The sequence below is a fragment of the Bradyrhizobium sp. P5_C12 genome (assembly GCF_054049735.1).
On sequence record NZ_JBFULU010000038.1, the window covers coordinates 1 to 25305 of the forward strand.

At 65.6% G+C, this 25305-nt stretch carries 22 protein-coding genes; 15 read left to right on the plus strand and 7 right to left on the minus strand.

The features are described from left to right. Window positions 1-47: 47 nt before the first annotated feature. Together ACXJMY_RS27590 and mddA are read right to left on the minus strand one after the other, a co-directional pair. Window positions 48-470: a GFA family protein gene (locus tag ACXJMY_RS27590; RefSeq protein ID WP_456622502.1), complete on the minus strand. Its 423-nt coding sequence runs from the start codon at window positions 468-470 to the stop codon at window positions 48-50. 217 nt (window positions 471-687) lie between these two features. Next, the gene (mddA, locus tag ACXJMY_RS27595) at window positions 688-1476 is read right to left on the minus strand and encodes a methanethiol S-methyltransferase (RefSeq protein WP_456622503.1); all 789 of its coding nucleotides are present in this window, start codon (window positions 1474-1476) and stop codon (window positions 688-690) included. Window positions 1477-1610: 134 nt separating this feature from the next. On the opposite strand from mddA, the gene ACXJMY_RS27600 reads away from it, so the two are divergent. Further along, window positions 1611-3161 carry a winged helix-turn-helix domain-containing protein gene (locus ACXJMY_RS27600; RefSeq protein ID WP_456622504.1) on the plus strand — a complete coding sequence of 517 codons (1551 nt, stop codon included), beginning with the start codon at window positions 1611-1613 and terminating at the stop codon, window positions 3159-3161. A gap of 37 nt (window positions 3162-3198) precedes the next feature. Here ACXJMY_RS27600 and ACXJMY_RS27605 read toward each other — a convergent pair whose 3' ends face one another. From ACXJMY_RS27605 to ACXJMY_RS27615, 3 genes are all read right to left on the minus strand, one after another. Then, a complete protein-coding gene (locus tag ACXJMY_RS27605; protein ID WP_456622505.1) occupies window positions 3199-3768 on the minus strand; it encodes a DUF2147 domain-containing protein in 570 nt (189 codons plus the stop codon). Window positions 3769-3800: 32 nt separating this feature from the next. Next, window positions 3801-4463 carry a DUF3313 domain-containing protein gene (locus ACXJMY_RS27610; RefSeq protein WP_456622506.1) on the minus strand — a complete coding sequence of 221 codons (663 nt, stop codon included), beginning with the start codon at window positions 4461-4463 and terminating at the stop codon, window positions 3801-3803. A 273-nt stretch (window positions 4464-4736) separates the two neighbouring features. Beyond that, the gene (locus ACXJMY_RS27615; RefSeq protein WP_456622507.1) at window positions 4737-5375 is read right to left on the minus strand and encodes a TetR/AcrR family transcriptional regulator; all 639 of its coding nucleotides are present in this window, start codon (window positions 5373-5375) and stop codon (window positions 4737-4739) included. 215 nt (window positions 5376-5590) lie between these two features. Between ACXJMY_RS27615 and ACXJMY_RS27620 the strand changes: the two genes are divergently transcribed. The 4 genes from ACXJMY_RS27620 to ACXJMY_RS27635 all read left to right on the plus strand — a co-directional run bounded on the left by ACXJMY_RS27620 (window position 5591) and on the right by ACXJMY_RS27635 (window position 10774). Next, window positions 5591-7141 (plus strand): ABC transporter substrate-binding protein, encoded by a 1551-nt coding sequence (locus tag ACXJMY_RS27620; protein ID WP_456622508.1) that lies wholly within the window; start codon window positions 5591-5593, stop codon window positions 7139-7141. A gap of 203 nt (window positions 7142-7344) precedes the next feature. Continuing rightward, window positions 7345-8316: an ABC transporter permease gene (locus ACXJMY_RS27625; RefSeq protein ID WP_456622509.1), complete on the plus strand. Its 972-nt coding sequence runs from the start codon at window positions 7345-7347 to the stop codon at window positions 8314-8316. After that, a complete protein-coding gene (locus ACXJMY_RS27630) occupies window positions 8313-9152 on the plus strand; it encodes an ABC transporter permease (protein WP_456622510.1) in 840 nt (279 codons plus the stop codon). Before ACXJMY_RS27625 ends, ACXJMY_RS27630 begins: the two co-directional genes overlap by 4 nt. Window positions 9153-9154: 2 nt before the next feature. After that, the gene (locus tag ACXJMY_RS27635; protein WP_456622511.1) at window positions 9155-10774 is read left to right on the plus strand and encodes an ABC transporter ATP-binding protein; all 1620 of its coding nucleotides are present in this window, start codon (window positions 9155-9157) and stop codon (window positions 10772-10774) included. A gap of 18 nt (window positions 10775-10792) precedes the next feature. Here the strand turns inward: ACXJMY_RS27635 and ACXJMY_RS27640 are convergent, their stop codons facing one another. Then, complete coding sequence (locus tag ACXJMY_RS27640) at window positions 10793-11065, minus strand: hypothetical protein (protein ID WP_456622512.1); 273 nt, start codon at window positions 11063-11065, stop codon at window positions 10793-10795. A 304-nt stretch (window positions 11066-11369) separates the two neighbouring features. Between ACXJMY_RS27640 and ACXJMY_RS27645 the strand changes: the two genes are divergently transcribed. The 3 genes from ACXJMY_RS27645 (at window position 11370) to ACXJMY_RS27655 (ending at window position 12840) form a co-directional block, all read left to right on the plus strand. Continuing rightward, complete coding sequence (locus ACXJMY_RS27645; protein WP_456622569.1) at window positions 11370-11594, plus strand: hypothetical protein; 225 nt, start codon at window positions 11370-11372, stop codon at window positions 11592-11594. After that, complete coding sequence (locus ACXJMY_RS27650) at window positions 11591-11800, plus strand: hypothetical protein (protein ID WP_456622513.1); 210 nt, start codon at window positions 11591-11593, stop codon at window positions 11798-11800. The genes ACXJMY_RS27645 and ACXJMY_RS27650 overlap by 4 nt, the downstream gene beginning before the upstream one ends. Window positions 11801-11904: 104 nt before the next feature. Next, window positions 11905-12840: an AEC family transporter gene (locus ACXJMY_RS27655; RefSeq protein ID WP_456622514.1), complete on the plus strand. Its 936-nt coding sequence runs from the start codon at window positions 11905-11907 to the stop codon at window positions 12838-12840. Window positions 12841-12873: 33 nt separating this feature from the next. On the opposite strand, the gene ACXJMY_RS27660 is transcribed toward ACXJMY_RS27655, so the two are convergent. Then, entirely contained in the window at window positions 12874-13158 is a 285-nt protein-coding gene (locus tag ACXJMY_RS27660) for a hypothetical protein (RefSeq protein ID WP_456622515.1), read from the minus strand. A gap of 298 nt (window positions 13159-13456) precedes the next feature. Here ACXJMY_RS27660 and ACXJMY_RS27665 point away from each other — a divergent pair, with 298 nt between their 5' ends. From ACXJMY_RS27665 to ACXJMY_RS27695, 7 genes are all read left to right on the plus strand, one after another. Then, the gene (locus ACXJMY_RS27665) at window positions 13457-13777 is read left to right on the plus strand and encodes a hypothetical protein (protein WP_456622516.1); all 321 of its coding nucleotides are present in this window, start codon (window positions 13457-13459) and stop codon (window positions 13775-13777) included. Between the two features lie 224 nt (window positions 13778-14001). After that, entirely contained in the window at window positions 14002-14727 is a 726-nt protein-coding gene (locus ACXJMY_RS27670) for an outer membrane protein (protein ID WP_456622517.1), read from the plus strand. Between the two features lie 168 nt (window positions 14728-14895). Next, window positions 14896-17049, plus strand: coding sequence for a methyl-accepting chemotaxis protein (locus ACXJMY_RS27675; protein ID WP_456622518.1), 2154 nt, complete (start codon window positions 14896-14898; stop codon window positions 17047-17049). Window positions 17050-17257: 208 nt separating this feature from the next. Next, window positions 17258-18319 (plus strand): MBL fold metallo-hydrolase, encoded by a 1062-nt coding sequence (locus ACXJMY_RS27680; RefSeq protein WP_456622519.1) that lies wholly within the window; start codon window positions 17258-17260, stop codon window positions 18317-18319. A gap of 162 nt (window positions 18320-18481) precedes the next feature. Further along, window positions 18482-20041, plus strand: coding sequence for a glycosyltransferase 87 family protein (locus tag ACXJMY_RS27685; protein WP_456622520.1), 1560 nt, complete (start codon window positions 18482-18484; stop codon window positions 20039-20041). 204 nt (window positions 20042-20245) lie between these two features. After that, window positions 20246-21475, plus strand: coding sequence for a 5-aminolevulinate synthase (gene hemA, locus ACXJMY_RS27690; RefSeq protein WP_456622521.1), 1230 nt, complete (start codon window positions 20246-20248; stop codon window positions 21473-21475). A 311-nt stretch (window positions 21476-21786) separates the two neighbouring features. Then, complete coding sequence (locus ACXJMY_RS27695; RefSeq protein ID WP_456622522.1) at window positions 21787-25296, plus strand: PAS domain-containing hybrid sensor histidine kinase/response regulator; 3510 nt, start codon at window positions 21787-21789, stop codon at window positions 25294-25296. Window positions 25297-25305: the final 9 nt, after the last annotated feature.

A 25305-nucleotide genomic window follows, 5' to 3' on the forward strand; every position in this document is an offset into this window, starting at 1 on the left:
GATGCAATCCGGCCTCTCCCCGCAAGCGGGGAGAGGCGAAGAAAGACCTACTCCTGCATCATCTCGCCGCTGCCGCCGAACTCGGCCGGAAAATCCTTCAGCTTGGGCAGGCCGTCGCGCATCGGCAGCACCGTCTCGGAATAGTTGAYGTGGACGCCGGGCTCGAAAGCGAGCGTGGGAATGGTGGCGGTGAAGACGTCGATCAGGCCAAGCGGCGGGTGGTTGGTCATGAGATGGCCGCCGCACTTCTTGCAGAACTTGCGCTGGCTGAGCGGCGTCTTGGCGAAGGTCTCGACGTGCTGGCCGCCTTCGGTGATGCGCACGGCTTCGGGCTTCCACAGGCTGAAGGCGTTCACCGGTCCGCCCGACCAGGAGCGGCAGGAGCGGCAATGGCAATAGCCCATCGCCTCCGGCGCGCCCGTGACCTCGACAGTGACGGCGCCGCAGAAGCAGTTTCCGAAATGTTTCATTTGGTCTTCTCCGTTGATGAAGGCTGGAAGTCGTCTCCCTCTCCCCGCTTTCGTCCGCCGAAAAGGTGGACGCGGGGAGAGGGTCGGAGTGAGGGGGAGTCACCCCCGGGGACGTCAAGGACAGGACTCGTGAAGAGTTCCCGCGCCGGCTGTGCTACGCGCGTCGCCGCCGCGGCGCGTCCTCCTTTCGGCGGACGCGCGCGGAAAGACGCAAGGATTACACTGACCGGCGCCAGGGAATAAGCATCGACACCCGTTGTTTGTACTGCCGGTACTCGTCGCCGAAGAGATCGATGAGGTCGCGCTCCTCCAGCGCAATGCCGACGAAGATGTAGATCGTGGTCACGGCCGCAAACAGCAGATGGCCCGCAGTCATGGTCGGCGCCGCCCAGAACGCAATGATGAAACCGAGATAGATCGGATGGCGGACGAATTTGTAGAGCAGCGGCGTCTTGAACCGCGGCGGCGCCGGCTCCTTGCCGACGAGATGATTGGTCACCTGATGCAATCCGAACAGCTCGAAATGGTTGATGATGAAGGTCGAGGTGAACACGAGCGCCCAGCCTGCCAGCGCCAGCGTGACGATCGTCACAGCGAGATCCGGGTTCGCGACGTTCCATATGACCGAAGGCAGCGGACGCCACTGCCAGAACAGCAGAAGGAGCGACAGGCTCGCGAACAGCACATAGGTGCTGCGCTCCACCGGCTTGGGGACGAACTGCGTCCACCACGCCTTGAATTGCTGGCGCGCCATCACGCTGTGCTGAATGGCGAACAGCGCCATCAGGAGCAGATTGATGATGACGGCCTCGGCCGTCGGCGTGTCGGTTCCGGTGTCGATGGTCTTCGGCACCACCAGCCCCATGATGAAACCGATGGCGTAGAGGATGGTGACGAAAAACACGAGATATGCCGCAATTCCGTACAGAAAGGCGATGAACTTGAAAATGCGCGAGCCCGTAACCTCGGGGCCGATGGAATGCACCTGTTGATCAATTTGGGTCATAGAAAGCTCCGTTGTGCCAAAACGCCGGCACTTCAATGGTAGGTGCACCATGCCGCACGGGAGGACCCAGGACTTTCGCGGAGGGTTGATTTTCGCCTGAGACGACTTTGATTTTTGCTTGAGACGACAGAAACGTGCGATTTCGCTTTGAAAACAACGTGCTCGACGGCGACCTGCGGGAGCTCACCTGCGGCGGGACGGCCGTGCCGTTGCAGCCGCAGGTGTTCGATCTGCTGCTCTATCTGGTCGCGCAGCGCGCCCGAGTGGTCAGCAAGGATGACCTGATCAGCCAGATCTGGAGCGACCGCATCGTCTCGGACTCCGCGCTGAACAGCCGGATCAACGCCGCGCGCAAGGCGCTCGGCGACGACGGCGCGACCCAGCGGCTGATCAGGACGATCCCGCGCAAGGGCTTTCGCTTCGTCGGCGACGTCAGGGAAGAAGTGGCAGGCTCGCCCGCGCCGGCCGCGGCCAGGCCCGCCCCCGCGCGCCTCGTGACCGACCGTCCTGGGATCGCGGTGCTCGCCTTCGAGAACATGAGCGGCGATCCCGCACAAGAATATTTCGGAGACGGCATCAGCGAGGACATCCTGACCGCGCTGTCGAAGCAGCGCTGGTTCATGGTGATCGCCCGCAACTCGTCCTTCACCTACAAGGGGCGCTCGGTCCACATCAGGCAGATCGCCGAGGAGCTCGGCGTCCGCTACATCGTCGAGGGCAGCGTGCGCAAGGCGGACAACCGCGTGCGCATCACCGCGCAGCTCAACGATGCCACCTCCGGCAGCCATCTCTGGGCCGAACGCTACGACCGCGAGCTCGGCGACGTCTTCGCCGTGCAGGACGAGATCACCAACGCGATCGTCGCGGCGATCGAGCCGCAGATCCATGCGGCGGAGAATTTTCGCAGCCGCCGCAAGCCGCCTGCGAGCCTGGACGCCTGGGATCTGGTGATGCGCGCGCTCTCGCACTATTGGCGCGTGACGCGGCAGGACCATCTCGCCGCTCAGACCCTGCTCGAACGCGCCATCGCGATCGATCCCGGCTACGGCCAGGCGCTGTCGGTGCTGGCGGCGAGCCACATGTTCGGCGTGCATCTCGGCTGGGCCGACCTCGCCACGGCGGCGCCGGTGGCGGAAGCCGCCGCGCTCGCCGCGGTGCGCTGCGACCATGAGGACGCCTGGGCGCATGCCGCGCTCGGCAGCGTCTGCTTCTCGACGCGGCGGCTTGCAGACGCGCTCTCGGAGTTCGAGCAGGCGCTCACGCTCAATCCGAACTTCTCGCTGGCGCAGGGCTATTACGCGCTGGCGCTGTCCTATGCCGGACGGTCGAAGGACTCGTTCGAGGCGGCGCAAAGGGCGATCCGGCTCTCACCGCGCGATCCGTCGCTGGCGATCTATCACGGCATCGCCGGCTATGCGCGCTTCACCGAGCGGCATTATGACGAGGCGATCGCGCTGGCGCGCGAGGCGATCCGCCACCGCGGCGATCTCACCGGCGCCTATCGCGTGCTCGCGGTCTCGGCCGGCATGACCGGTGACCGGGCGCTCGCCGAGACGGCGTTGCAGGAGCTGCGCCGCACCCAGCCCGGCATCTCGCTGCACTGGATCGCTACGCAACTGCCATGGGCGAGCGACGCCGACCGCGAGCATTATCTGGAGGGATTCCGGCGGGCGGGGTTGAGATAGAGCTCGCTCTCCCCGCAAGCGGGGCGAGGTGAAGAGGCTACTTCCCCTTCACTTGTGTCAGCTTCGGCGCCGGCACCTGGGCCCATTCCTTGTCGGCGCGGGGACCGTTGAGATCGCCGGTGAGGCCGACGAGCTGGCCGGGCTGGACGTCGAGGGTCTGCTGCCAGGTCTGGGTCTGGCACAGCAGCTTGATCAGGCAGCCCTTGAGCTTGAGGCGGTCGGCGGATTCGCGCCATAGCGAGACCGAATAGGATTTGCCGTCCTCGGCATTGTAGATGTCGCCGGCGAACCGGCCCTCCGCCGTCGCCTGCAAGCCCATGATGAGCTGGTGGCCGAGCAGCGCGCGGGCGCGCTTGTCGGGATCGGGATTTTCCTGGTCGCGATGGGGCTGGCCGCGCTTGTCGGCCGGCTCCTTCATCCAGACGATGAAGCCGCAGATGCGATCGCGCGATGGTCCGCAGCGCTCCAGACGGATGCGCGCGCGGCCGTCCTCGACGAGCCAGGTGCCGCTGGGATCCGCGGGGGTGGCAGCGCCGGCGCGGCCGCCGAAGGCCATCATCACGATGGTGATCGCGATGCGCAGCACGAAGCGAAGGAAGATGTTCATCAGCAGCACCTTTCGTTGGATGGGGTGTGACGTCAGTTCAGTTGCGCCATCAGCGCCTCGGCGCCCTTGTCGACGCCGGCATTGGCGGCCGCGAGCGCGCCGACGCTGGCCTTGATGTCGTAGGCGCCCGGGTATTGCTTGGTGACGTAGGCAGAGAGCAGGCGCGCGGTCGCGGCGTCGAAGATCTCGACGCCATAGATGACCGAACCGGTCATGGTGCCCTCGCCGTCGCGCGCGGCCTGCACGCCGTTATAGACGGCGCCGGCGACGTCGAAGCGGGAGAGCGTGCCGAGCACCGGCGTGTTGGCGACGGCGCCGGTCAGCGTCAGCCTGATCCGCAGCGTATTCGGCCCGCGCTCGCGCACCAGCATGAAGCGGCTGCGCAGACGTTCGGCGAAGCGGGTCTGCATGGTGGCGGCGAGCGTCGCCTTGTCCTTGTCGGACATGTCGGCGAACTGGTGATCCCGGCCGCGATAGACCACGACAGGTTCGAGGATCACCTTATTATATGCGCGCCAGTCGACCGGCGTGGAGTAGCGGTAGGGCACGCGGCCGGAGGCATCGGACCTGTCCGGCGCCATGTAGGCCGAGGATGCCATCTCGGAATAGGGCACGGGTGCAACCGAGGCGCAGCCGGCCACGCCCGCGCAAAGCACCATCGTTCCCAGACCGCGCAGGGCGATCGAGCGATCCATTCCAACACTCCTCTTGCGGCTTGGCGCAAGGCCATTTTCGGGAAGAAGAAGAACATGGCGACCGCAGCCGCGTGCGGGACCAGACGCGGCTGCGGCGCTCACCATCGCCGGCCCAAGGCATCGTCCGGGGCCATGTCAGACGCCTTGGGCCGCCTCAGTGTTTCCAGTTATAAAACCGACCAGTTGGTTTGTAAAGTACCGAAATGACCGCCTGACACATTTGGCCGCAGGCGCGGCTTTGGGCAGCGACGGTTGGAATTCGTTAACGATGAATCAGGCGCGCTTGCGCGCCGTTCCGGCCTTTGCCGCGGAGGTGTCGCCGGCCTTTACGGCGCGGGCCTTGGCCGGCTTTTCGAGCGGCCGCCATTGGTCGTCATCGAGCAGGCGCGCGAACAGCCGCTGGTGCTCGTCCTTGCTCAGTGGCGACATGCCGAACAGCGAGCTCAACAACAATCCCCGCGCCGCTGCCCAGCGCAACAGCGCGAGATCGGGATCCGCGGCCTCCGCCTTGATGGCCTCCACCCGCTTCATCTCGCGGTCGCGCGGCAGCGACATCAGGCCGGGATTCTCGACCATGGCCGCGACCAGCGCCAGCGCCGCGGAATTCGGCGACGTGGCCGCTTCCCGCACGGTGGCAAGCTGCGTCGCCAGATTGGGATTGGCCGAGGTCGCGCTCACCTTCGCCATATAACGGGTCGAGAATTCCTCGAAATGCTCCATCTGCCGCTCCAGCAGCGCCTTGAGCACGGCTTCCTTGGTGCGGAACTGATGCATGACTCCGCCCTTGCTGAGACCGCTCTCGCGCGCGATGGCGTCAAGCGTCAGCCGGCCGGGCCCGTCGCGCGCAATGATCCTGGTCGCCGCCTCGAGCGCGGCGTTGCGGGATCGTTCGGAGCGTGTGGCATTGTCCATGGCCGACTTGTCTCCGTGACAGGACAATGAATCAAGTGAAAACAGGACGCGCTGTACATTTTTTGTGCGAACACTGTCGAGACTTTCATCTTGCGGCGCCGAATGAGACTGTGTGAGCCTCGATGCCGGATGGGGACTGGGATGGGTCGGCCGTAGCTTCGCGCGCCACGACGTGCGAAGCGTTTACGGCTGGTCTCGCTTGAGAAAGATACGACATGCCAAAACGAGTGTTGCTTGGTGTCCTCCTGGCTTGCGGCCTCACGGCCTCGGCGCTGGCGCAAGAGCCGAAAACGGGGGGCGTGATCAATGCCGTGATCCAGCCCGAGCCACCCGGCCTGATGCTTGCCATGGTCCAGAACGGGCCGGTCCAGATGGTGTCCGGCAACATCTTCGAGGGCCTGCTGCGCTACAGCCCCAAGCTCGAGCCGCTGCCGGAGCTCGCCGAGAGCTGGAGCGTCAGCGAAGACGCCAAGACCTACACCTTCAAGCTCAGGAAGGGCGTGACCTGGCATGACGGCAAACCCTTCACCGCCGCCGACGTGCTGTTCTCGATCGAGATGCTGAAGCAGACCCATGCGCGCGCCCGCAACAACCTCGTGCAGGTCGACAAGGTCGAGGCGCCCGACGACTACACGGTGGTGTTCACGCTGAAGCAGCCGTTCGGCCCGTTCCTCGGCATCTTCGAGGTCGGCTCGATGCCGATGGTGCCGAAGCATCTCTATGAAGGCACCGACTGGAAGACCAACCCCTACAACAACGCGCCGATCGGCACCGGCCCCTTCATGTTCAAGGAATGGCAGAAGGGCTCGTTCATCCGCCTGGTCAAGAACCCGAACTATTACGAGAAGGGCAAGCCCTATCTCGACGAGATCTACTGGCAGATCATCCCCGACGCCGCGGCGCGCTCGGTGGCGTACGAGACCGGCAAGGTCGACGTGCTGCCCGGCGGCTCGGTGGAGAATTTCGACGTGCCGCGGCTGTCCAAGCTGAAGGACACCTGCGTCACCGGCGCCGGCTGGGAGTTCTTCTCGCCGCTGGCCTGGCTGTGGCTGAACAACCGCCAGGGTCCGCTCGCCGACAAGCGCGTGCGGCAGGCCATCATGTTTGCGATCGACCGCGACTTCGCCAAGGACGTGATCTGGAACGGGCTCGGCAAGGTCGCGACCGGCCCGTCCGCCTCGACCATCAAGTACTACACCTCCGACGTGCCGAAATATCCCTATGATCCGGCCAAGGCCAAGGCGCTGTTGAAGGAAGCCGGCTACAAGGGCGAGAAGATCCGCATGCTGCCGCTCGCCTATGGCGAGACCTGGCAGCGCTGGGGCGAAGCCGTGAAGCAGAACCTCCAGGACGTCGGCATGAACATCGAGACGATCGCCACCGATGTTGCCGGCGGCAACCAGAAGATCGGCGACTGGGATTACGACATCGCCTTCACCTATCTCTATCAGTATGGCGATCCCGCGCTCGGCGTCGGCCGCAACTACGTCTCCAGCGCCATCGCCAAGGGCCAGGTGTTCAACAACGTCGAGGGCTATTCCAACCCGGAGATCGACAAGCTGTTCGCCGACGGCGCGGTCGCCACGCCCGACTCCAAGCGCAAGGAGATCTACGAGAAGGCGCAGAAGATCCTGGTCGAGGACGTGCCGGTGGCCTGGATGCTCGAGCTGCAATTCCCGACCATCATGCGCTGCAAGGTCAAGAACCTGATCACCACGGGGATCGGGGTCAATGACGGCTTCAAGGACGCATGGCTCGACAAGTGATGGCGCTCCTGACTTCACCTCTCCCCGCTTGCGGGGAGAGGTCAACGCGCTCGCAGAGCGCGGCGGGTGAGGGGGTACAGGTCCATCAGAATTCTCACCCGTGGAGAGAGGCCCCTCACCCCAACCCTCTCCCCGCAAGAGCGGGGCGAGGGAGCGCACTGCCCATGTGGCTCCAGGTCACGCTACAAGATATGACTCCCTAAATGCTCTCCTTCGTCGCTCAGCGTGTCGTGAAGGGCGTGATCGTTCTGCTCGCGATCGTCGTCCTCAATTTCTTCCTGATCCGGCTTGCCCCCGGCGACCCCGCGGTCGTGATGGCGGGCGAGGCCGGCGCCAGCGATCAGATCTTCGTCCAGCAGCTGCGGGAAAAGTTCGGCCTCGACAAGCCGCTGCCCGAGCAGCTCTTCATCTACGTCAAGGGCGTCGTCACCCTCGACCTCGGCTTCTCCTTCCGCCAGCAGGCGCCGGTGTCGAAGCTGATCGGCGAGCGGCTGCCGGCGACGCTGTTGCTGACGCTGACGGCGTTCGCGATCTCGCTGATGCTCGGCGTCCTCTTCGGCAGCTTCGCCGCGCGCTTTGCCGGAACCTTCCTCGACACCGCCATCACCGTCTTCGCGCTGATCTTCTACGCCATGCCGATCTTCTGGGTGGCGCTGATGGGCATTTTGCTGTTCTCGGTCACCATGGATTGGCTGCCGAGCTTCGGCTACGAGACGGTCGGCGCCAATTTGACCGGCCCTGCCCATGTGGTCGACGTCGCAAAGCACCTGATCATGCCGGCGATGACGCTCGGCCTGTTCTTCATGGCGACCTATACCCGCATGACGCGGGCCTCGATGCTCGAGGTGAAGCGCCTCGACTTCGTCAAGACGGCGCGCGCGAAAGGCCTGTCCGACGCGGTGATCCAGCGCCGCCACGTGCTGCGCAACGCGCTGCTGCCGGTGGTGACGCTCGCCGGCGTGCATTCCGGCACGCTGATCGGCGGCGCCGTCATCACCGAGACCGTGTTCGCTTGGCCCGGCATCGGGCGTCTGATGTACGACGCGCTGTTGCAGCGGGACTACAATCTGCTGCTCGGCGTCTTCGTGATCTGCTCGGCCATGGTCCTGATCTTCAACCTCATCACCGACCTGGTCTACCGCCTGGTCGACCCGCGCATCGAATACGCCACATGAAACAGTTCTGGAAATCGATGCTGAAGAGCCCGAGCGGCGTCATCGGGCTCATCATCCTCCTGGTCGCGATCGCGGTCGCGGTGTTCGGACCGATGCTGTTCCCGAACTCGCCCTGGCGCATGGTGCAGCGGCCGTTCCTGCCGCCCTTCACGCTCTCGACCGTGCCGCTCGGCACCGACGCGCTCGGCCGCGACGTGTTCGCCGGCATGATTTTTGGCGCGCGCGTGTCGCTGCTGGTCGGCCTTGTCTCCACGCTGGTCGCGCTGATCGTCGGCGTGCCGATCGGCGCCATGGCCGGCTATTTCGGCGGCAGGGTCGACGACGCCTTGATGCGCTTCACCGAATTCTTCCAGACCATTCCGAGCTTCGCGCTCGCGATCGTGCTGGTCGCGATCCTGCAACCCTCGATCTATTCGATCGTCGCCTCGATCGCGGTGGTGAGCTGGCCGCCGGTCGCACGCCTCGTCCGCGGCGAGGTGCTGTCGCTGCGCACGCGGGAATACGTCCAGGCGGCCGTGGTCACGGGCCAGAGCAATAGCTGGATCATCCTGCGCGAGATTTTGCCGAACGCGCTGTCGCCGGTGATCGTGCTGGCCTCGCTGATGGTCGCAACCGCGATCCTGCTGGAGTCCTCGCTGGCGTTCCTCGGCCTCGGCGATCCCAATCTGATCTCGTGGGGCTATATGGTCGGGGCCGGCCGCACCGTGATCCGCCAGGCCTGGTGGATCACCGTATTCCCCGGCGTCGCCATCTTGATCTCGGTGCTCGGCCTGAACCTGATCGGCGAAGGCCTCAACGACGCGCTCAATCCGCGCCTGTCGCGCGAGGGGCGCTGACCATGACCGCCCCGGCCACCGTCTCCATCAAGAACCTGCGGATCGCGCTGCCCAAGAGCGCCGAGCGGCCGTTCGCCGTCGACGGCATCTCGCTGGACCTGAGGGCCGGCAAGATCGTCTGCGTCGTCGGCGAATCCGGTTCCGGCAAATCGATGTGCGCGCACGCACTGATGGGCCTCTTGCCTGATACGGTCGACGTCACGTCCGGCGAGATCATGTTCGAGGGCCGCGACCTGCTCAAGCTCGACGATGACGGCTGGCGCGATTTGCGCGGCCGCCGGCTCGCGATGATCTTTCAGGAGCCGATGACCGCGCTCAATCCCTTGATGCGGATCGGCGACCAGATGGCGGAGATGTTCGAGGCGCACGGCCTGCTCACGCCAAAGGAGCGTCGCGCCAAGGCGCTGTCGCTGGCGCGCGAGGTCGGCCTGCCCGACCCCGAGCGCATCGTGCGGGCCTATCCGCACCAGCTCTCCGGCGGCCAGCGCCAGCGCGCGATGATCGCGATGGCGCTCGCGCTCGAGCCGGCGGTGCTGGTGGCGGACGAGCCGACCACCGCGCTCGACGTCACCACGCAGGCGCAGATCCTCAAGCTGATCCGCAACCTCCAGCGCAACCGCAACATGGCGGTGATGTTCATCACCCATGATTTCGGCGTGGTCGCCGATATCGCCGACCAGGTCGTGGTGCTCAGGCATGGCAAGGTGGTGGAGGAAGGCCCCGCCAGCTCCGTCTTCAACCAGCCGCAGCACGACTACACCAAGGCGCTGCTCGCCGCGGTGCCGACCATGGACCCGCCGGCACGCGAGCCGCTCGACGATCAAGCCAAGGCCGTCGAGGTGATCGGGCTGTACAAGACCTACGTCACCTCGGGCGGCTGGTTTCGCGAGGACCGCCGCGTCGATGCCGCGCGTGCGGTCAACTTCAACATCCTGAAGGGCGAGACGCTCGGCCTCGTCGGCGAATCCGGCTCCGGCAAGTCGTCTGTGGCGCGCCTCGTGATGCGGCTGATCGAAGCCGACCGCGGCACGGTGCGGATCGGGGAGACCGATCTCACCTCGCTCACAGGCAAGGCGCTGCGCGCCGAGCGCCATCGCATCCAGATGATCTTTCAGGATCCGTTCGCCTCGCTCAATCCGCGCCGCAAGATCGGCCACATCATCGCCGACGGCCCGATCGCGGCCGGCACCGATCCGAAGGTGGCGTTCGATCGCGCCCGCGATCTGCTGAAAATGGTCGGCCTCGATGCCGGAGCGCTCGACCGCTATCCGCACGAATTCTCCGGCGGCCAGCGCCAGCGCGTCGGCATCGCGCGCGCGCTCGCGCTCGAGCCCGAGATCATCGTCGCCGACGAGGCGGTCTCCGCGCTCGACGTCTCCGTGCAGGCGCAGGTCTTGAGGCTGCTCGAAGACCTCAAGACGCGCCTTGGCCTGTCGATGCTGTTCATCACCCACGATCTGCGGGTCGCGGCGCAAATCTGTGACCGCATCGCGGTGATGCAGCGCGGCGCCATCGTCGAGCTGAAGCCGACCGCGCAGCTGTTCGCCGCGCCCGAGCACGCCTATACGCGCGAGCTGCTGGCCGCGGTGCCGGGACGGAAAGAGCGCGCGCCGGCGGCGTGAGGGAGCCGATCTCGGCTGCTACTTGGCCCGAGGATTGGTGTTGTTCCAGGTGGGGACTGAGTTGGTCACGCCGACCGAGGGCTGGTTGGACGTTCCGACCGACGGCGCCGTAACGGTCCCGACAGTCTGTCCGGAGCTTCCAAAAGTCGTGCCTTGCGTTGCTGGCGCTCCAGAGCTCCCGCTCGTGTTGCCTTGGGTGCCCGCCGTAGACGTCTGCGCGCTTGCAGCGAATGGCGCTGCCGCAAATCCGACAGCGATGAGTGCAGCAATGGAGCGTCTCGTTCTTGTCATGGCTGATCCTTTCGGGGGGTGGCCCCTCAGTCGCATCAGCCGCTCGATCGTCGAACCGCTCGTGCACTGAGTAACCTTACAACTCGATGCACGCGAAAATGTGCCGCAACCGGTCATGCAGTGGGTCCCAATACTCCTCACGATGCCGCGACGAATGGGACGCAAGCAGCTCACGCCGGCGACATAAGAGCGGAGATTTGCTTCGGTATCCCGTTCCGCTCCCGTAACGATACGGTCACGGGCTTTTTATCCCTTGTGACCGCCCGCACGGCTGCAAGCCTTGGGCCTTCACCCCATATCGCAATTGAATGATTTTCATCATCTGATGATGGATCAGCGATCTATTGGAGCGAGCATGGGACAGGTTATTCAGTTTGTCTCGAGATCCGAGCGCGAACGATTGCGCCTCATCCAGGAGGCCCGCGCGATCTACGACAGCATCTTCCCGTCGGCTGACCCGGCCGGCGAGCAGCAGGACAAGGCAACGATCAGTCGTGCAGCCGGCAGCAGCGTGGAAAACCTGTCGTGATCAAGATCATCGCTGTGCTCTGCAGCCTCTCCTCTCCGGGGAATTGTCACGAGCAGATCGTCACCACGTCGGACTTTGCCAGCGTGTCGATGCAGTCCTGCCTGATGGGCGCGCCGCAGCTCGCCGAATGGATGAACCAGCATCCGGCCGAGCGCCTGGCGGGATGGCGCTGCGTGTTTGGTCAACAGACCGGCAGGGGCGCCTGAGGTCACAGGCCGCCTGATCGGGGCGGCGCGATCCGGTTGAACCGTGACGAGCATGCATCGCCAAGGTAGGATGGCGTGCAGTTGCTCGTTAGGGGGAAAGCCGGATGGAGGTCGCCAGCCTCGTTCTTCCCGTATTCGCGATCATCGTCACCGGCTGGCTGGCCGGTGCTCTCGGCTATCTCTCGCGCTCGCTGGCGGACGCGCTGGTCCATTTCGCCTACAACGTGGCGATGCCGGCGCTGCTGGTCGTCACCATCGCGCAGGAGCCGGCGCGCAATCTGCTGGAATGGCGCTTCCTGCTCGCTTTCGGCGGCGGCTCCCTGCTCTGCTTCGCGCTGGTCTTCCTGGCGGTCCGCACCGGCGGCAAGCGCGATCTCGCCAGCAGCACGATCCATGGCATGGCGGCGGCGATGACCAATACCGGGTTCGTCGCGCTCCCGATCCTGCACGCGATCTACGGCCAGCCCGCCGTCCTGCCCGCCGCGGTGGCGACGGTGTTCGTGGCCGCCGTGATGTTTCCGATCACGGTGATCCTGCTGGAAAGGGACGCGCACGGGCCTGTGCATTCCGCCGGCCTCGCGAAGCAGATCCTGCTCAATCCGATGGTCCTGTCGACCCTCATTGGTCTGACATGGGCGATCACGGGCTTGCCGATTCCGGCGCCGGTCGCGGCCTATCTGAACATGATCGCAGCCGCGCTCACGCCCTGCGCGCTGTTTGCCATCGGGCTCGGGCTGTCGGTTGAGGGCCTGCGATCGAACCTGAAGGCATCGTTCGCACTCTCAGCCGTGAAGCTGGTGGTGATGCCGCTGATCGTCTACGGACTTTGCGTAATCACCGGTCTCAATGCCCTCTACACCGTCGCGGCCGTCGTATGCGCGGCCGTGCCGACGGCGAAAACCGTGTACGTGCTGGCGCACGAATACAAGGTCGAGGAGAAACTGGTCGCGGCCACGGTCTCGGTCACGACGATGCTGTCGGTCGCAACGTTGCTGGTCGCGCTCTATCTTCTTTCCGGCCTCGCGACCGGCACGCACTGACCGGCACCCGCATGCGCCTCGCAGACGTGCTCCCTACCTGGTGGTGTTGCGCCAGGTCGGGACTGCGTTGGTCACGCCCACCGACGGCCAATTGTACGTACCGATCGAGGGTGCGGTGACCGTGCCGACGGTCTGTCCGGAGCTGCCGTAGGTCGTGGGTTGCGTTGCCAGCGGCCCTCCGGCGCTGCCATAGGTCGGGGCCACGACACCCGTGCTGTAGTGTCTGGCGGACCTGTGCTTCTTCGCCTCGACAGCGGCGGGGGCCGTAGCCAGCCCGACAGTGATGAGTGCGGCAATCGCGAGTTTGATGCTTGTCATGGCTGATCCCTTCGTCGCCGTGGACCCCGTTGTGCCAACTGTTCATTGATCGGGAAATGTCCATAGGACTCCCGTTCATAACTCCGTGCGCGCGCGAAGGTGCCGGTGCGCGGTCGCACGGCCTGATCAGCGCCGCCGCGGGCGGCAGGCCTTGCGGTTGTGGCGCTCCTTCACGGTCGCGACCGAATGCATCAGTTCCTTGAAGGCCGCGACCGCCGATCGCTGTGCGCGAGGCTTCGGTTGGACCCGAATCAGCGCTAGTGCATTGCCTTCGGCGACTCCCCTGGACGCGAGCAACATGACCGGCCCCGAACTGAAGCAACTCCGCGACGACCTCTCCGCTGCCCTCGACAGGAAGCTGTCGGCAGCCGACATGGCGAAGCTGTGCGGATTGCCTGAGAAGGGCGGCGCCGACACCATCCGGCGCTGGGAGGTGCGCGGCCCGACCCTGGCTGCGACCAAGGTGCTGCGCGTGCTGGCGATGGCGAGCGAGCGCTATCCGATCCTGGAGAACTTCGACATCTTCGATCGCCACGACGTGCGCGAGGAAGACCGGCCGGCCAAGCGCGCGGCGTTCCGCGAGCAGATGCGCGACGAGGCGCGGCGGCGACTTGGTTAACGGAAGGCGCACGCAGGTTACCCGCGGGCTGCAAGGTTAAGCCTTCCTTCAGCATTTCTTAAGCCGGCATTAAGCACGAAAACCAATTGCAGCCCAATAAGTTAGGTTGGGTGCCGTTGTGCCATGCATGTGACAGCATTTTCGTCAAAAGCTAGCTATCTGCAAAACCAACGACGGCGCGGAAAGCGCGCCTGCCGGGGACCAAAGTGTTGGAGTTCAAGACGATGAAGAAGTTTCTGTTTGCGACCGTGGCGCTGCTCGTGGCGGGCGCGGCCGCGCCGGCCGTCGGCGCCGATCTCGGCGCCCGCCCCTATTACAACAAGGCCGCGCCGGCCTATGCCGCACCGATCTACAACTGGACCGGGTTCTATCTCGGCGCCCATGTCGGCGGCGCGTTCTCCAGCGACAACAATTTCAACGGCCTCTCCACCGGCAACAACGGCAACGGCCGCTTCCTCGGCGGCTTGCAGGTCGGTGCGGACTGGCAGCTCAACCCGAACTTCGTGGTCGGCGTCGAAGGCCAGTATTCCTGGCTCTCCGGCAACGTCGGCGCGGTGTTCCCCGGCGGCGTCGCCTACACCAACGACCAGCGCGGCCTCGGCTCGATCACCGGCCGCGTCGGCTACACCTGGGGTCCTGGGCTGCTCTACGTGAAGGGCGGCTACGCCTTCTCCGACAACAACGAGAAGGTGACGGTTGGTGGCGTGCCGACCGCCTTCGTGATCGATGGCGACCACCGCAACGGCTACACCGTCGGCGCCGGCCTCGAATACATGTTCGCGCCGAACTGGTCGGCCAAGGCCGAGTATCAGTACTACAATTTCGGCGACGCGCACTTCACCGGAGGCCCGCTGGCGGGCACCGGCAACTTCACCACCGACGACCACACCATCAAGGCGGGCGTCAACTACCGCTTCAACTGGGCCGGCCCGGTGGCCGCGCGCTACTGATCGGTAACCAAGACCTCTCTTGCGACGAAGGGCCGGCAACTCTGCCGGCCCTTTCTTTTTTCGCTCTGCGGAACAAGCGCAACCGATTGCACCAAATGCGATTTTTTAACCGGCGCCGCTGATACTGCGGCCCGCAAAACATAAGCAAGAATATCTGGGGGAATTTCGATGGCGATCCGTCTGAGCCTTGGTCACGCCCTGGGCCGCTTCAGGCCTCGTTTCTCGTTGCCGAAATGGGGCGTGCGCGGCAGCCTGTTCGCGGCCTTCGCGGTGATCGCGGGCATGGGCCTCGTGATCTCGGCGGGCGCCGGCTTCGTGTTCAAGCATCTCGGCAGCACCATGATGGATCTGAGCGGCCGCGACATTCCGCGCCTCTCCGCGAGCCTTCAGCTCGCCTCGCAAAGCGCAACGCTCGCGGCGCAAGGCCCGGGCCTGTTGGCATCGCCCTCCGACGAAGCGCTGAGCGAGCGGACCAAGAAGGTGCAGGAAATCCAGCAGCTCGCCATGGCCAAGCTCGGCGAGATCATCGAGCTCGGCGCCGACAAGCAGATCGCGACCGCGCTCCGCGACACCGCCAAGAGCATCGACGAGGCGACGCAGAGCCTGGTGTCGGCCGCGCGCGAACGGCTGGAAACCGGCGTGCTGCACGACAAGCAGTATGAAGCGCTGCGCAAGGCGCAGCTCGCCTTCGTCGGCGCGGCCGGTCCCGCGATGCTGGATGCACAGACACGGCTGAACGCGATCCTCGGTGCGGCGGACGTCTCCGCGGACGACGCCACCGAAGCCGCCCGCACCGTCGCCCAGATCTCGACCGTCTCCGCCAATGGCAATCTGATGGCCGCCGACATGATGGCGGCGCTCTCGGCCAGCAACAGCGACACGCTCGAGGCGATCGAGAAGGAGTTCAAGGCGACCCGCGACCGCGTCAAGTCGAACCTCGAGGACCTCCCGAACGTGCCCTCGATGCAGGCGATGCGCGACGCCGTGCAAAAGCTGTTCGCCTTCGGCGAGGGCAAGACCGGCGTATTCAAGATCCGCCAGAAGGAGCTCGACGCCATCGACTACGGCCAGACCATCCTGGACGAGACGCGCAAGCTCAATGTCGGCCTCGGCATCAGCGTGCAGCAGCTCGTCGACGGCGTCCAGAAGGAGACCAACGCGTCGACCTTCCAGGCCCGCCAGGAGATTTCGCTGGCCACCTCGAGCATGCTGGCGCTGGGTGCGCTGACGCTGGTCGGCTCGGCGCTGTTCGTCTGGCTCTATGTCGGCCGCAACATCCTGCGCCGGATCGGCGGGCTCCAGCGCGCCATGCAGCTGCTCTCGGCCGGCGATCTCGACACCGAGATCGCGCGCTCGCGGCATCATGACGAGATCGGCGCGATGACCGACACGCTGACCGTGTTCCGCGACAGCATGATCGAGGCCCGGGCGCTGGCGGACGAACAGGACAGGGACCGTGTCGCCAAGGCCGAGCGCGCCGCGCGCATGGAGGCGAAGATCGCCGAGTTCGAGAGCACGGTGCGTTCCGCGCTCGACAATCTCGCGCAGTCGGCCAACTCGATGCAGTCGACCGCGCAGAGCATGTCGAACACCGCCGACCAGTCCAACGCGCTGGTCAACGCGGTCGCCTCCGCCGCCGAGGAAACCTCGGTCAACGTGCAGACCGTGTCATCAGGCACCGAGCAGCTGTCGTCCTCGATTGCCGAGATCAGCCGCCAGGTGGTCACCTCGGCCGGGATCGCCAAAAAGGCGGTCGACGAAGCCGGCGCGACCGATGCGACGGTGCAGAGCCTCGCCGACAGCGCGAGCCGCATCAGCGTCGTGGTCGATCTGATCCAGACCATCGCGTCGCAGACCAATCTGCTGGCGCTCAATGCCACCATCGAGGCCGCGCGCGCAGGCGAGGCCGGCCGCGGCTTCGCGGTGGTCGCCTCCGAGGTGAAGAGCCTCGCGAGCCAGACCGCGAAGGCCACGGAAGAGATCCGCACCCAGATCGTCAGCATGCAGCAAGTCACGACCTCGGCGGTCGGCGCCATCCAGGGCATCGGCCGGATCATCGGCGAGATCAACGACGTCACGACGACGATTGCCGCCGCGGTCGAGCAACAGGGTGCGGCGACCCGCGAGATCGCCCGCAACATCCAGCATGCGGCCGGCGGCACCAGCGAGGTCTCCAGCAACATCGTCGGCGTCTCCACCGCCTCCGCCGAAGCCGGCGCCGCGGCGAGCGAAGTGCTGGGTGCCTCGGACGCGCTCCGCCGCGAGGCCGACATGCTGCGCGGAGAGATCGACGCCTTCCTCAACAACATGCGGGCGGCCTGATTGTCATTCCGGGGCGGCACATAGCGCCGAACCCGGAATCTCGCACCACGATCTCGGGATTCCGGGTTCGCGCTGGCGCGCGCCCCGGAATGACAGCGTTTCGGCTCGTCCGGGCCACGGAAAAACGCCCCGGAATGACCGCTATGCGAGCCGTACCCGCGCCCTTTTTTGGCTGGCGCCGCGCGGCCTCTGGGTTTAAGCCGGTAGTATGCATTCGAAGACCGACACCCCGCAGTCCTCCGCCGAGGCTTTGCGCTACCCCTGGGAACAGCATCCCGGCCCCGAAGAGGTCGTGGAAGTGCGGCCGGGCGTGTTGTGGGTACGGCTGAAGCTGCCGTTTCGCCTCAACCATGTGAACATCTACCTGCTCGCCGACGGCGACGGCTATGCGATGGTCGATGCCGGCTTCGGCAATGAGGAGACGATCGAAGCCTGGACCAAGCTGTTCGACGGCCCGCTGCAAGGCGTCCACATCACCCGCCTGATCGTCACCCATTCCCATCCCGACCATGTCGGGCTCGCGGGCTGGATCGTCGAGCGCTTCAACTGCCCGCTTCTGATGTCGCAGGTCGAATATCTGCAATCGGTCTATCACCAGAACCGCGGCACCGAGGAACGGCGCGAGGCGCAGCGGCTGTTCTTCCGCCGCCACGGCATGGACGAAGACCTGACCGACAAGCTGCTCGGCCGCGGCCAGGATTATCTCAAGCGCGTCTCGGTGCTGCCGCCGTCCTATCGCCGCATCTCGCATGGCGACGAGGTCGTGATCGGCCCGCGCCGCTTCAAGGTGATCACCGGCGGCGGCCACGCGCTCGACCAGGTGATGCTGTATTGCGCCGACGACAAGCTGTTCCTCTCCGCCGACCAGGTGCTGAGCAAGATCTCGCCCAATGTCAGCGTCTGGGCGGTCGAGCCCGACCAGAACTCGCTCGGCGAATATCTGGCCTCGCTCGCAAGCCTCACCACCACGCTGCCCTATGACCTCCTGGTGCTGCCCGGCCACGGCGTGCCGTTCTACGGCTTGAAGACCCGCATCAAGCAGCTCGCCGACCATCACGAGGACCGCTGCCGCCTGATCGCGGATGCCTGCCGCGAGGTGCCGCAGACCTCGCGCGAGCTGGTGCCGGTGGTGTTCAACAAATATCCCCTCGACGTGCACCAGATGGGCTTCGCCTCCGGCGAGCTGATCGCCCACGTCAACTACATGCTGGTCGAGGGCCGGCTGACGGCCGAAACCGCCGACGGCGTGCTGCGGTTCCGCACGACCTGAGCGGGTCGACGCGGCCACCGTTTATCCATTATTAAATTCTGCAATCTTAAGTGGCGGCGCCGCCCCTCACCTGGCGCCGTGATGCAACAACGCGCGACAACAGCCGCTGACCTGTCCGACGCGGCTTCCGCGGCCGCGGCCGGAGGATTCCGGCGATCATGGATGGCGGCCCTGCGCGGAAAGACGCTCGCATCCGTCGCCATCGTCCTCTGCTCGATGTTGGCAGGCGCGCTCTACACGTTCGCGAGCGGCGAGGACGTCAACTGGGATTGGCAGAACTACCACGAATACAATGTCTGGGCCGTGCTCAACGGCCGTTATCACCTGGATGCGGTTCCGCCGGGCTTTCAGACCTACTTCAATCCGATCGTCTATTTTCCGGTCTATTATCTCCGCCACTTTCTGCCATCGCCCTATGGGCTGATGATCATGGGCGCGATTCACGGTCTCAACCTCGCGCTCATCTGCCTGTTCGCACGCATGGTCCTGCGCCAGGCCGCAACCATCGCGGCGACCGCGGCGGCGGTCGTGATCGCGGCCTTCGGTCCGATGACGCTCTCGGAGGTGGGCACCAGCTTTTCCGACGTGCTGCTTGCATTGCCTGTGATCGGCGGTTTCCTGCTGATCCTGGCCGCAGACCGATCGCCCACAGCCAACCACCTGCTGGCCGGGCTGTTGATTGGCGCCGCGGTTGGATTGAAGCTAACCAATGTCGTCTACGCCGTGGGTGCAGCGGCTGCGATGCTGGCCGCCACGCGTCCGCTCAAGGCCACTGTTCTTCTTGGACTGGGCGGGATCGCCGGCGCGGCGCTGACGGGCGGCGAATGGTGCCTGATCGCCTGGCGCGACACCGGCAATCCGATTTTCCCGCTGTTCAATGCGGTGTTCCAGTCCAGGGAAGTGGCGTCCATCAACCTGATGGACGCGCAGTTCATGCCCCACAGCGTGCCCGATGCGCTCGCCTACCCCTTCTACTGGCTGGTGGGAGACCACAGGGGCGCGGAACATCCATTCCGCGACGCGCGTTTCGCGATCGTGATGGTGCTACTCGTGCTCGGCTTGCTTGCGCGCATGGCGCGAAGCAGCGCGATCTTCACACGACGTGACATACAGTTCGTGGTGCTCTTTGCGGTCTCCTATCTGGCATGGCTCGGCCTGTTCTCGATCCAGCGCTACGCGGTGGTTCTGGAATTATTGTGCGGCCCGATGATCGTCCTGCTGCTCGCGCGCCTCGCTGCAGGCGCAAGGCCGACATTGCCTGCGACGTCCTCCGTTCCGCTGAACGCGCTGATGATGACGGTCGCCGTTGCGATCGCCCTGTGGTCGCAGCCGGCGGACTGGTGGCACCGCCCCTGGTCCGACACCTACCGGCCCAAGATCGCGGACGAACTCCGTCAGCCAGCGACCTACTTTATCCTCGGCAAGCCGCTCGCCTATATCGCGCCCCAGCTTCCACCACAGTCGCGCTTCTATCTGCTCGCCGATATCGGTGTGCCCATCGTCCCCGGCGGCATCTTTGACCAGCGTATCCGCGCCGGGATGAAGGCTCCCTTGCCCGGTGGTGTCCGCGAATTGCACATGCGCGGCGAGCCGGACCGCACCGCGCTCCTCGATCGCTACGCGCTTGCGATCGATCCCTCCAGACCCTGCGTCGCCATCGAAGGCGCCCGCCCCGACACCATCCTCGAAAGCTGCCCGCTCATGGCGCGGGCCTCGCGTTAGCCGGCCAGGCCCCGCTTCAGCGGATGGTGCAGAGCAGCATTATGGCTCGCGTGAACTTGATCGGGATCAAGTTTCAAATCGCACGATAGGGCATTTTGCCCAAATGCCCCTGAGGCCCAAATATGGGATAGCGCATAGACATTAGAGCTGGAAAAGCTCTAAGAAGATGCGAGCCCTTGGTCCGGTTCCGTGCAGGTTTTGCTGATGGATTACAGCCAGTTCTTCAATTCCGCCCTTGAGCGTGTGCACACCGAGCGGCGCTACCGCGTGTTTGCCGACCTTGAGCGCATCGCCGGCCGGTTTCCGCATGCGCTCTGGCACTCGCCCGACGGCAAGCGCGACGTCGTGATCTGGTGCTCGAACGATTATCTCGGCATGGGCCAGCACCCGAAGGTCGTCGGCGCCATGGTCGAGACCGCGACGCGCGTCGGCACCGGCGCCGGCGGCACGCGAAACATCGCCGGCACGCATCATCCGCTGGTGCAGCTCGAAGCCGAGCTCGCCGACCTCCACGGCAAGGAGGCCGCGCTGCTGTTCACGTCGGGCTATGTCTCGAACCAGACCGGCATCTCCACGATCGCGAAGCTCATTCCGAACTGCCTGATCCTGTCGGACGAGCTCAACCACAATTCGATGATCGAAGGCATCCGCCAGTCCGGCTGCGAGCGGATCGTGTTCCGTCACAACGATGTCGCCCATCTCGAACAGCTGTTGAAAGAGGCGGGCCCGGGCCGGCCGAAGCTGATCGCCTGCGAGAGCCTCTATTCCATGGACGGCGACGTCGCCCCGCTCGCGAAGATCTGCGATCTCGCCGAGAAGTATGGCGCGATGACCTATGTCGACGAAGTCCACGCCGTCGGCATGTACGGCCCGCGCGGCGGTGGCATTGCCGAGCGCGACGGCGTGATGCAGCGCATCGACATCCTCGAAGGCACGCTGGCAAAAGCATTCGGCTGCCTCGGCGGCTACATCGCCGCCAACGGCCAGATCATCGACGCCGTGCGCTCCTATGCGCCGGGCTTCATCTTCACCACCGCGCTGCCGCCGGCGATCTGCTCGGCCGCGACCGCCGCCATCAAGCACCTGAAGACCTCGAGCTGGGAGCGCGAGCGCCACCAGGACCGCGCCGCCCGCGTCAAGGCGATCCTCAATGCCGCCGGCCTGCCGGTGATGTCGAGCGATACCCACATCGTGCCGCTGTTCATCGGCGACGCCGAGAAGTGCAAGCAGGCCTCCGACCTCCTGCTCGAAGAGCACGGCATCTACATCCAGCCGATCAACTATCCGACGGTCGCCAAGGGCACCGAGCGCCTGCGCATCACGCCCTCGCCCTATCACGATGACGGCCTGATCGATCAGCTCGCCGAAGCCCTGCTGCAAGTGTGGGACCGCCTCGGCCTGCCACTGCGCGAAAAGTCGCTGGCGGCGGAGTAGGGTCCCGGTCGAGGCTTCTCTTCGCCTCTCCCCGCGTGCGGGGAGAGGCCGGATTGCATCGCCAGATGCGATCCGGGTGAGGGGGAGTCTCCGCGAATCCAATATCACCGCCCCCGCGGAAGCTCCCCCTCACCCCACCCTCTCCCCGCAAGCGGGGCGAGGGAGTGCAGGCAGCTCGCCCCACAGCTTAACGACAATGCCAGTTCCAGCACCCGCCCGGCATTTCGCTGTCGCTTGCAGACGCCCAACGCGCTAGATTTACAGGGAAAATGAGATCGGGCGCGTGTTGCGCCCTGGGAGAGCCCGTCGCAATGCTCCACGACTGGGGCGTGATTGCCGTCGCCTTCGGCTATATCGGCTTTCTGTTCCTGGTGGCGAGCCATGGCGACCGCCGCTCGCCGGCCGGGCGCGGCCGCGCGTCCGGGCTGATCTATCCGCTGTCGCTCGCGATCTATTGCACCTCGTGGACCTTCTTCGGCTCGGTCGGCTTCGCCACCCGCGCCTCGACCGACTTCCTCGCGATCTATGTCGGACCGATCCTGATGATCGGGCTCGGCGCGGGCGTGCTGCGCCGCGTGATCCAGCTCGCGAAGGCCCACAACATCACCTCGATCGCCGACTTCATCGGCGCGCGTTACGGCAAGAGCCAGGCGGTGGCGGCAACCGTCGCGCTGATCGCGATCATCGGCTCGGTGCCCTACATCGCACTGCAATTGAAGGCGGTCGCCTCCTCGCTCGAAACCATTCTGAGCGAAGACCAGGCGTTCTCCCATATCCCGATCCTCGGCGACATGGCGCTGATGGTGACGCTGGCGATGGCCGCCTTCGCCGTGCTGTTCGGCACACGGCAGACGGATGCCACCGAGCACCAGCACGGCCTGATGCTGGCGGTCGCGACCGAATCCATCATCAAGCTGGTCGCCTTCCTCGCCGCCGGCATCTTCGTCACCTTCTGGATGTTCTCGCCGCACGAATTGATCGAGCGCGCCATGAAGACGCCGGAGGCGGTTCGCGCGATCAACTATTCGCCCTCGATCGGCAACTTCCTCACCATGACGCTGCTGTCGCTGTGCGCGATCATGCTGCTGCCGCGCCAGTTCCACGTCAGCGTGGTGGAGAATTCCTCGGATGCCGAGGTCGGTCGCGCGCGCTGGCTGTTTCCGCTCTATCTGGTCGCCATCAATTTGTTCGTGATCCCGATCGCGATCGCGGGCCTCGTCACCTTTCCGTTCGGCGCGGCCGATCCCGACATGTACGTGCTGGCGCTGCCGATGGAGGGTGGCGGGGAGCTGCTCAGCGTCGCCATTTTCGTCGGCGGCCTGTCGGCGGCGACCGCGATGGTGATCGTCGAATGCGTCGCGCTCTCGATCATGGTCTCGAACGACCTCGTGGTGCCCCTGGTGCTGCAACGACGGCCCGAGGGCCGCACCGGCGGCGCCGATTTCAGCGACTTCCTGCTGCGCTCGCGGCGGCTCGCGATCTTCGCCATCATGGTGATGGCCTATTTCTACTACCGCGCGCTCGGCAACACCCAGCTTGTCGCGATCGGCCTATTGTCCTTTGCCGCCATCGCCCAGCTTGCGCCAAGCTTCTTCGGCGGGCTGCTGTGGCGGCGGGCGACTGCGCGCGGCGCGATCGGCGGAATGCTGGTCGGCTTCGCGGTGTGGCTCTACACGCTGTTCATGCCGAGCTTCATGGACTCCTCGACTTCAGGCATCCTGCTGCTCCAGCATGGACCGTTCGGAATCGAGGCGCTGCGGCCACAGGCGCTGTTCGGTGCCGACCTGCCCCCGCTGATGCATGGCGTCATCTGGTCGCTGGCGCTCAACATCCTCACCTATGTGCTGCTGTCGCTGGCGCGCCGGCCGTCGTCCATCGAGCTGGTGCAGGCCGATCTGTTCGTGCCCGACACGCTCGCCCCGATATCTCCGAATTTCCGCCGCTGGCGCACCACCGTCACGGTGCAGGACATCCAGACCACGGTTGCGCAATATCTCGGGCCCGACCGCGCCCGGCATTCCTTCGAGGCGTTCTCGGCCCGGCGCAACGTGCGGCTGGAGCAGGCGGCGCCGGCCGATTTCGAGCTGCTCCAGCACGCCGAGCACCTGATCGCCTCCTCGATCGGCGCGGCGTCCTCGCGCCTCGTGATGTCGCTGCTGCTGCGCAAGCGGACGGTGTCGGCCAAAGCCGCGCTGAAACTGCTCGACGATTCCCATGCGGCGCTGCACTTCAACCGCGAGATCCTGCAGACCGCGCTCAACCACGTGCGCCAGGGCATCGCGGTGTTCGACGCCGACCTGCAACTGATCTGCTCCAACCGGCAGTTCGGCGATCTCCTCAACGTGCCGCCGCATTTCATCCAGTTCGGCACGCCCTTGCGCGAGATCCTGGAATTCATGGGCGTGAGCGAGCCGGCCGATCCGATCGAGCGCGAGGCCATGCTGGAACGGCGACTCACGGCCTACACCACCGACGGCGAGCCCTATCTGGAACGCCTGCCCGACCGCCACATGGTGATCGAGATTTTGACCAACCGCATGCCCGGCGGCGGCTTCGTCATCACCTTCACCGACGTCACGCCCACGTTCGAGGCGGCCGAAGCGCTGGAGCGCGCCAATGCGACGCTGGAAAAGCGGGTGCGCGACCGCACCGAGGAACTGACCCGGCTGAACTCGGAGCTGGCGCTGGCCAAGAGCGCGGCCGAGGACGCCAGCATCTCCAAGACGCGCTTCCTTGCGGCGGCCAGCCACGACATCCTGCAGCCGCTGAACGCGGCGCGGCTCTACGTCACCAGCCTGGTCGAGCGCCAGCACAGCGGCGAGGAGACGCGGCTGGTCGAGAACATCGACGAGTCGCTCCAGGCGATCGAGGAGATCCTCGGCGCACTGCTCGACATCTCGCGGCTGGATGCCGGCGCGATGGCGACCTCGATCTCGAGCTTCAAGATGGCCGATTTGATGCGCTCGCTGGAAATCGAGTTCGCGCCGATCGCGCGCGCCAAGAACCTGGAGCTCGCTTTCGTGCCCTGCTCGCTGCCGGTCGAGTCGGATCGGCTGCTGCTGCGGCGGCTGCTCCAGAATCTGATCTCCAACGCGATCAAATATACCCCCCGCGGGCGCGTGCTGGTCGGCTGCCGCCGCCGCGGCGCCTCGCTCAAGATCTGCGTCTACGACACCGGCGTCGGCATTCCGCTGGTCAAGCGTGGCGAGATCTTCAAGGAATTCCACCGCCTGGAGCAGGGTGCCCGGATCGCGCGCGGGCTGGGGCTCGGGCTGTCGATCGTCGAACGTCTCGCGCGCGTGCTCAACCATGGCATCGCGATCGACTCCAACGCGGGCGGCGGCTCGGTGTTTTCGGTGACGGTGCCGACGGCGAAGGCGATCACCCACACCGCCGCCGTGACCAGCGCGACGCCGCTCGCGCGCACGCCGATCTCGGGCGCACTGATCGTCTGCATCGAGAACGACGCGGCGATCCTCGACGGCATGCGGACGCTGTTGAAGGCCTGGGACGCCGAGGTGATCGCGGTTGCCGATCCCGAAGGCGCAATCGCCGCGATCGAAGCCGCCGGCCGCCGCGTCACCGGCCTGCTCGTCGACTATCATCTCGACCGCGGCAACGGCATCGCCGCCATCCGCGACATCCGCCGCCGCTTCGGCGACGCCATCCCCGCGATCCTGATAACGGCCGACCGCAGCCCCGCCGTGCAGGTGGCCGCGCGGGATGAAAAGGTCGCGGTGCTGAACAAGCCGGTGAAGCCGGCGTCACTCCGCGCTCTGCTCGGGCAGTGGCGCACGCAGCAGATGGTGGCGGCCGAGTGAGCCGCGCCG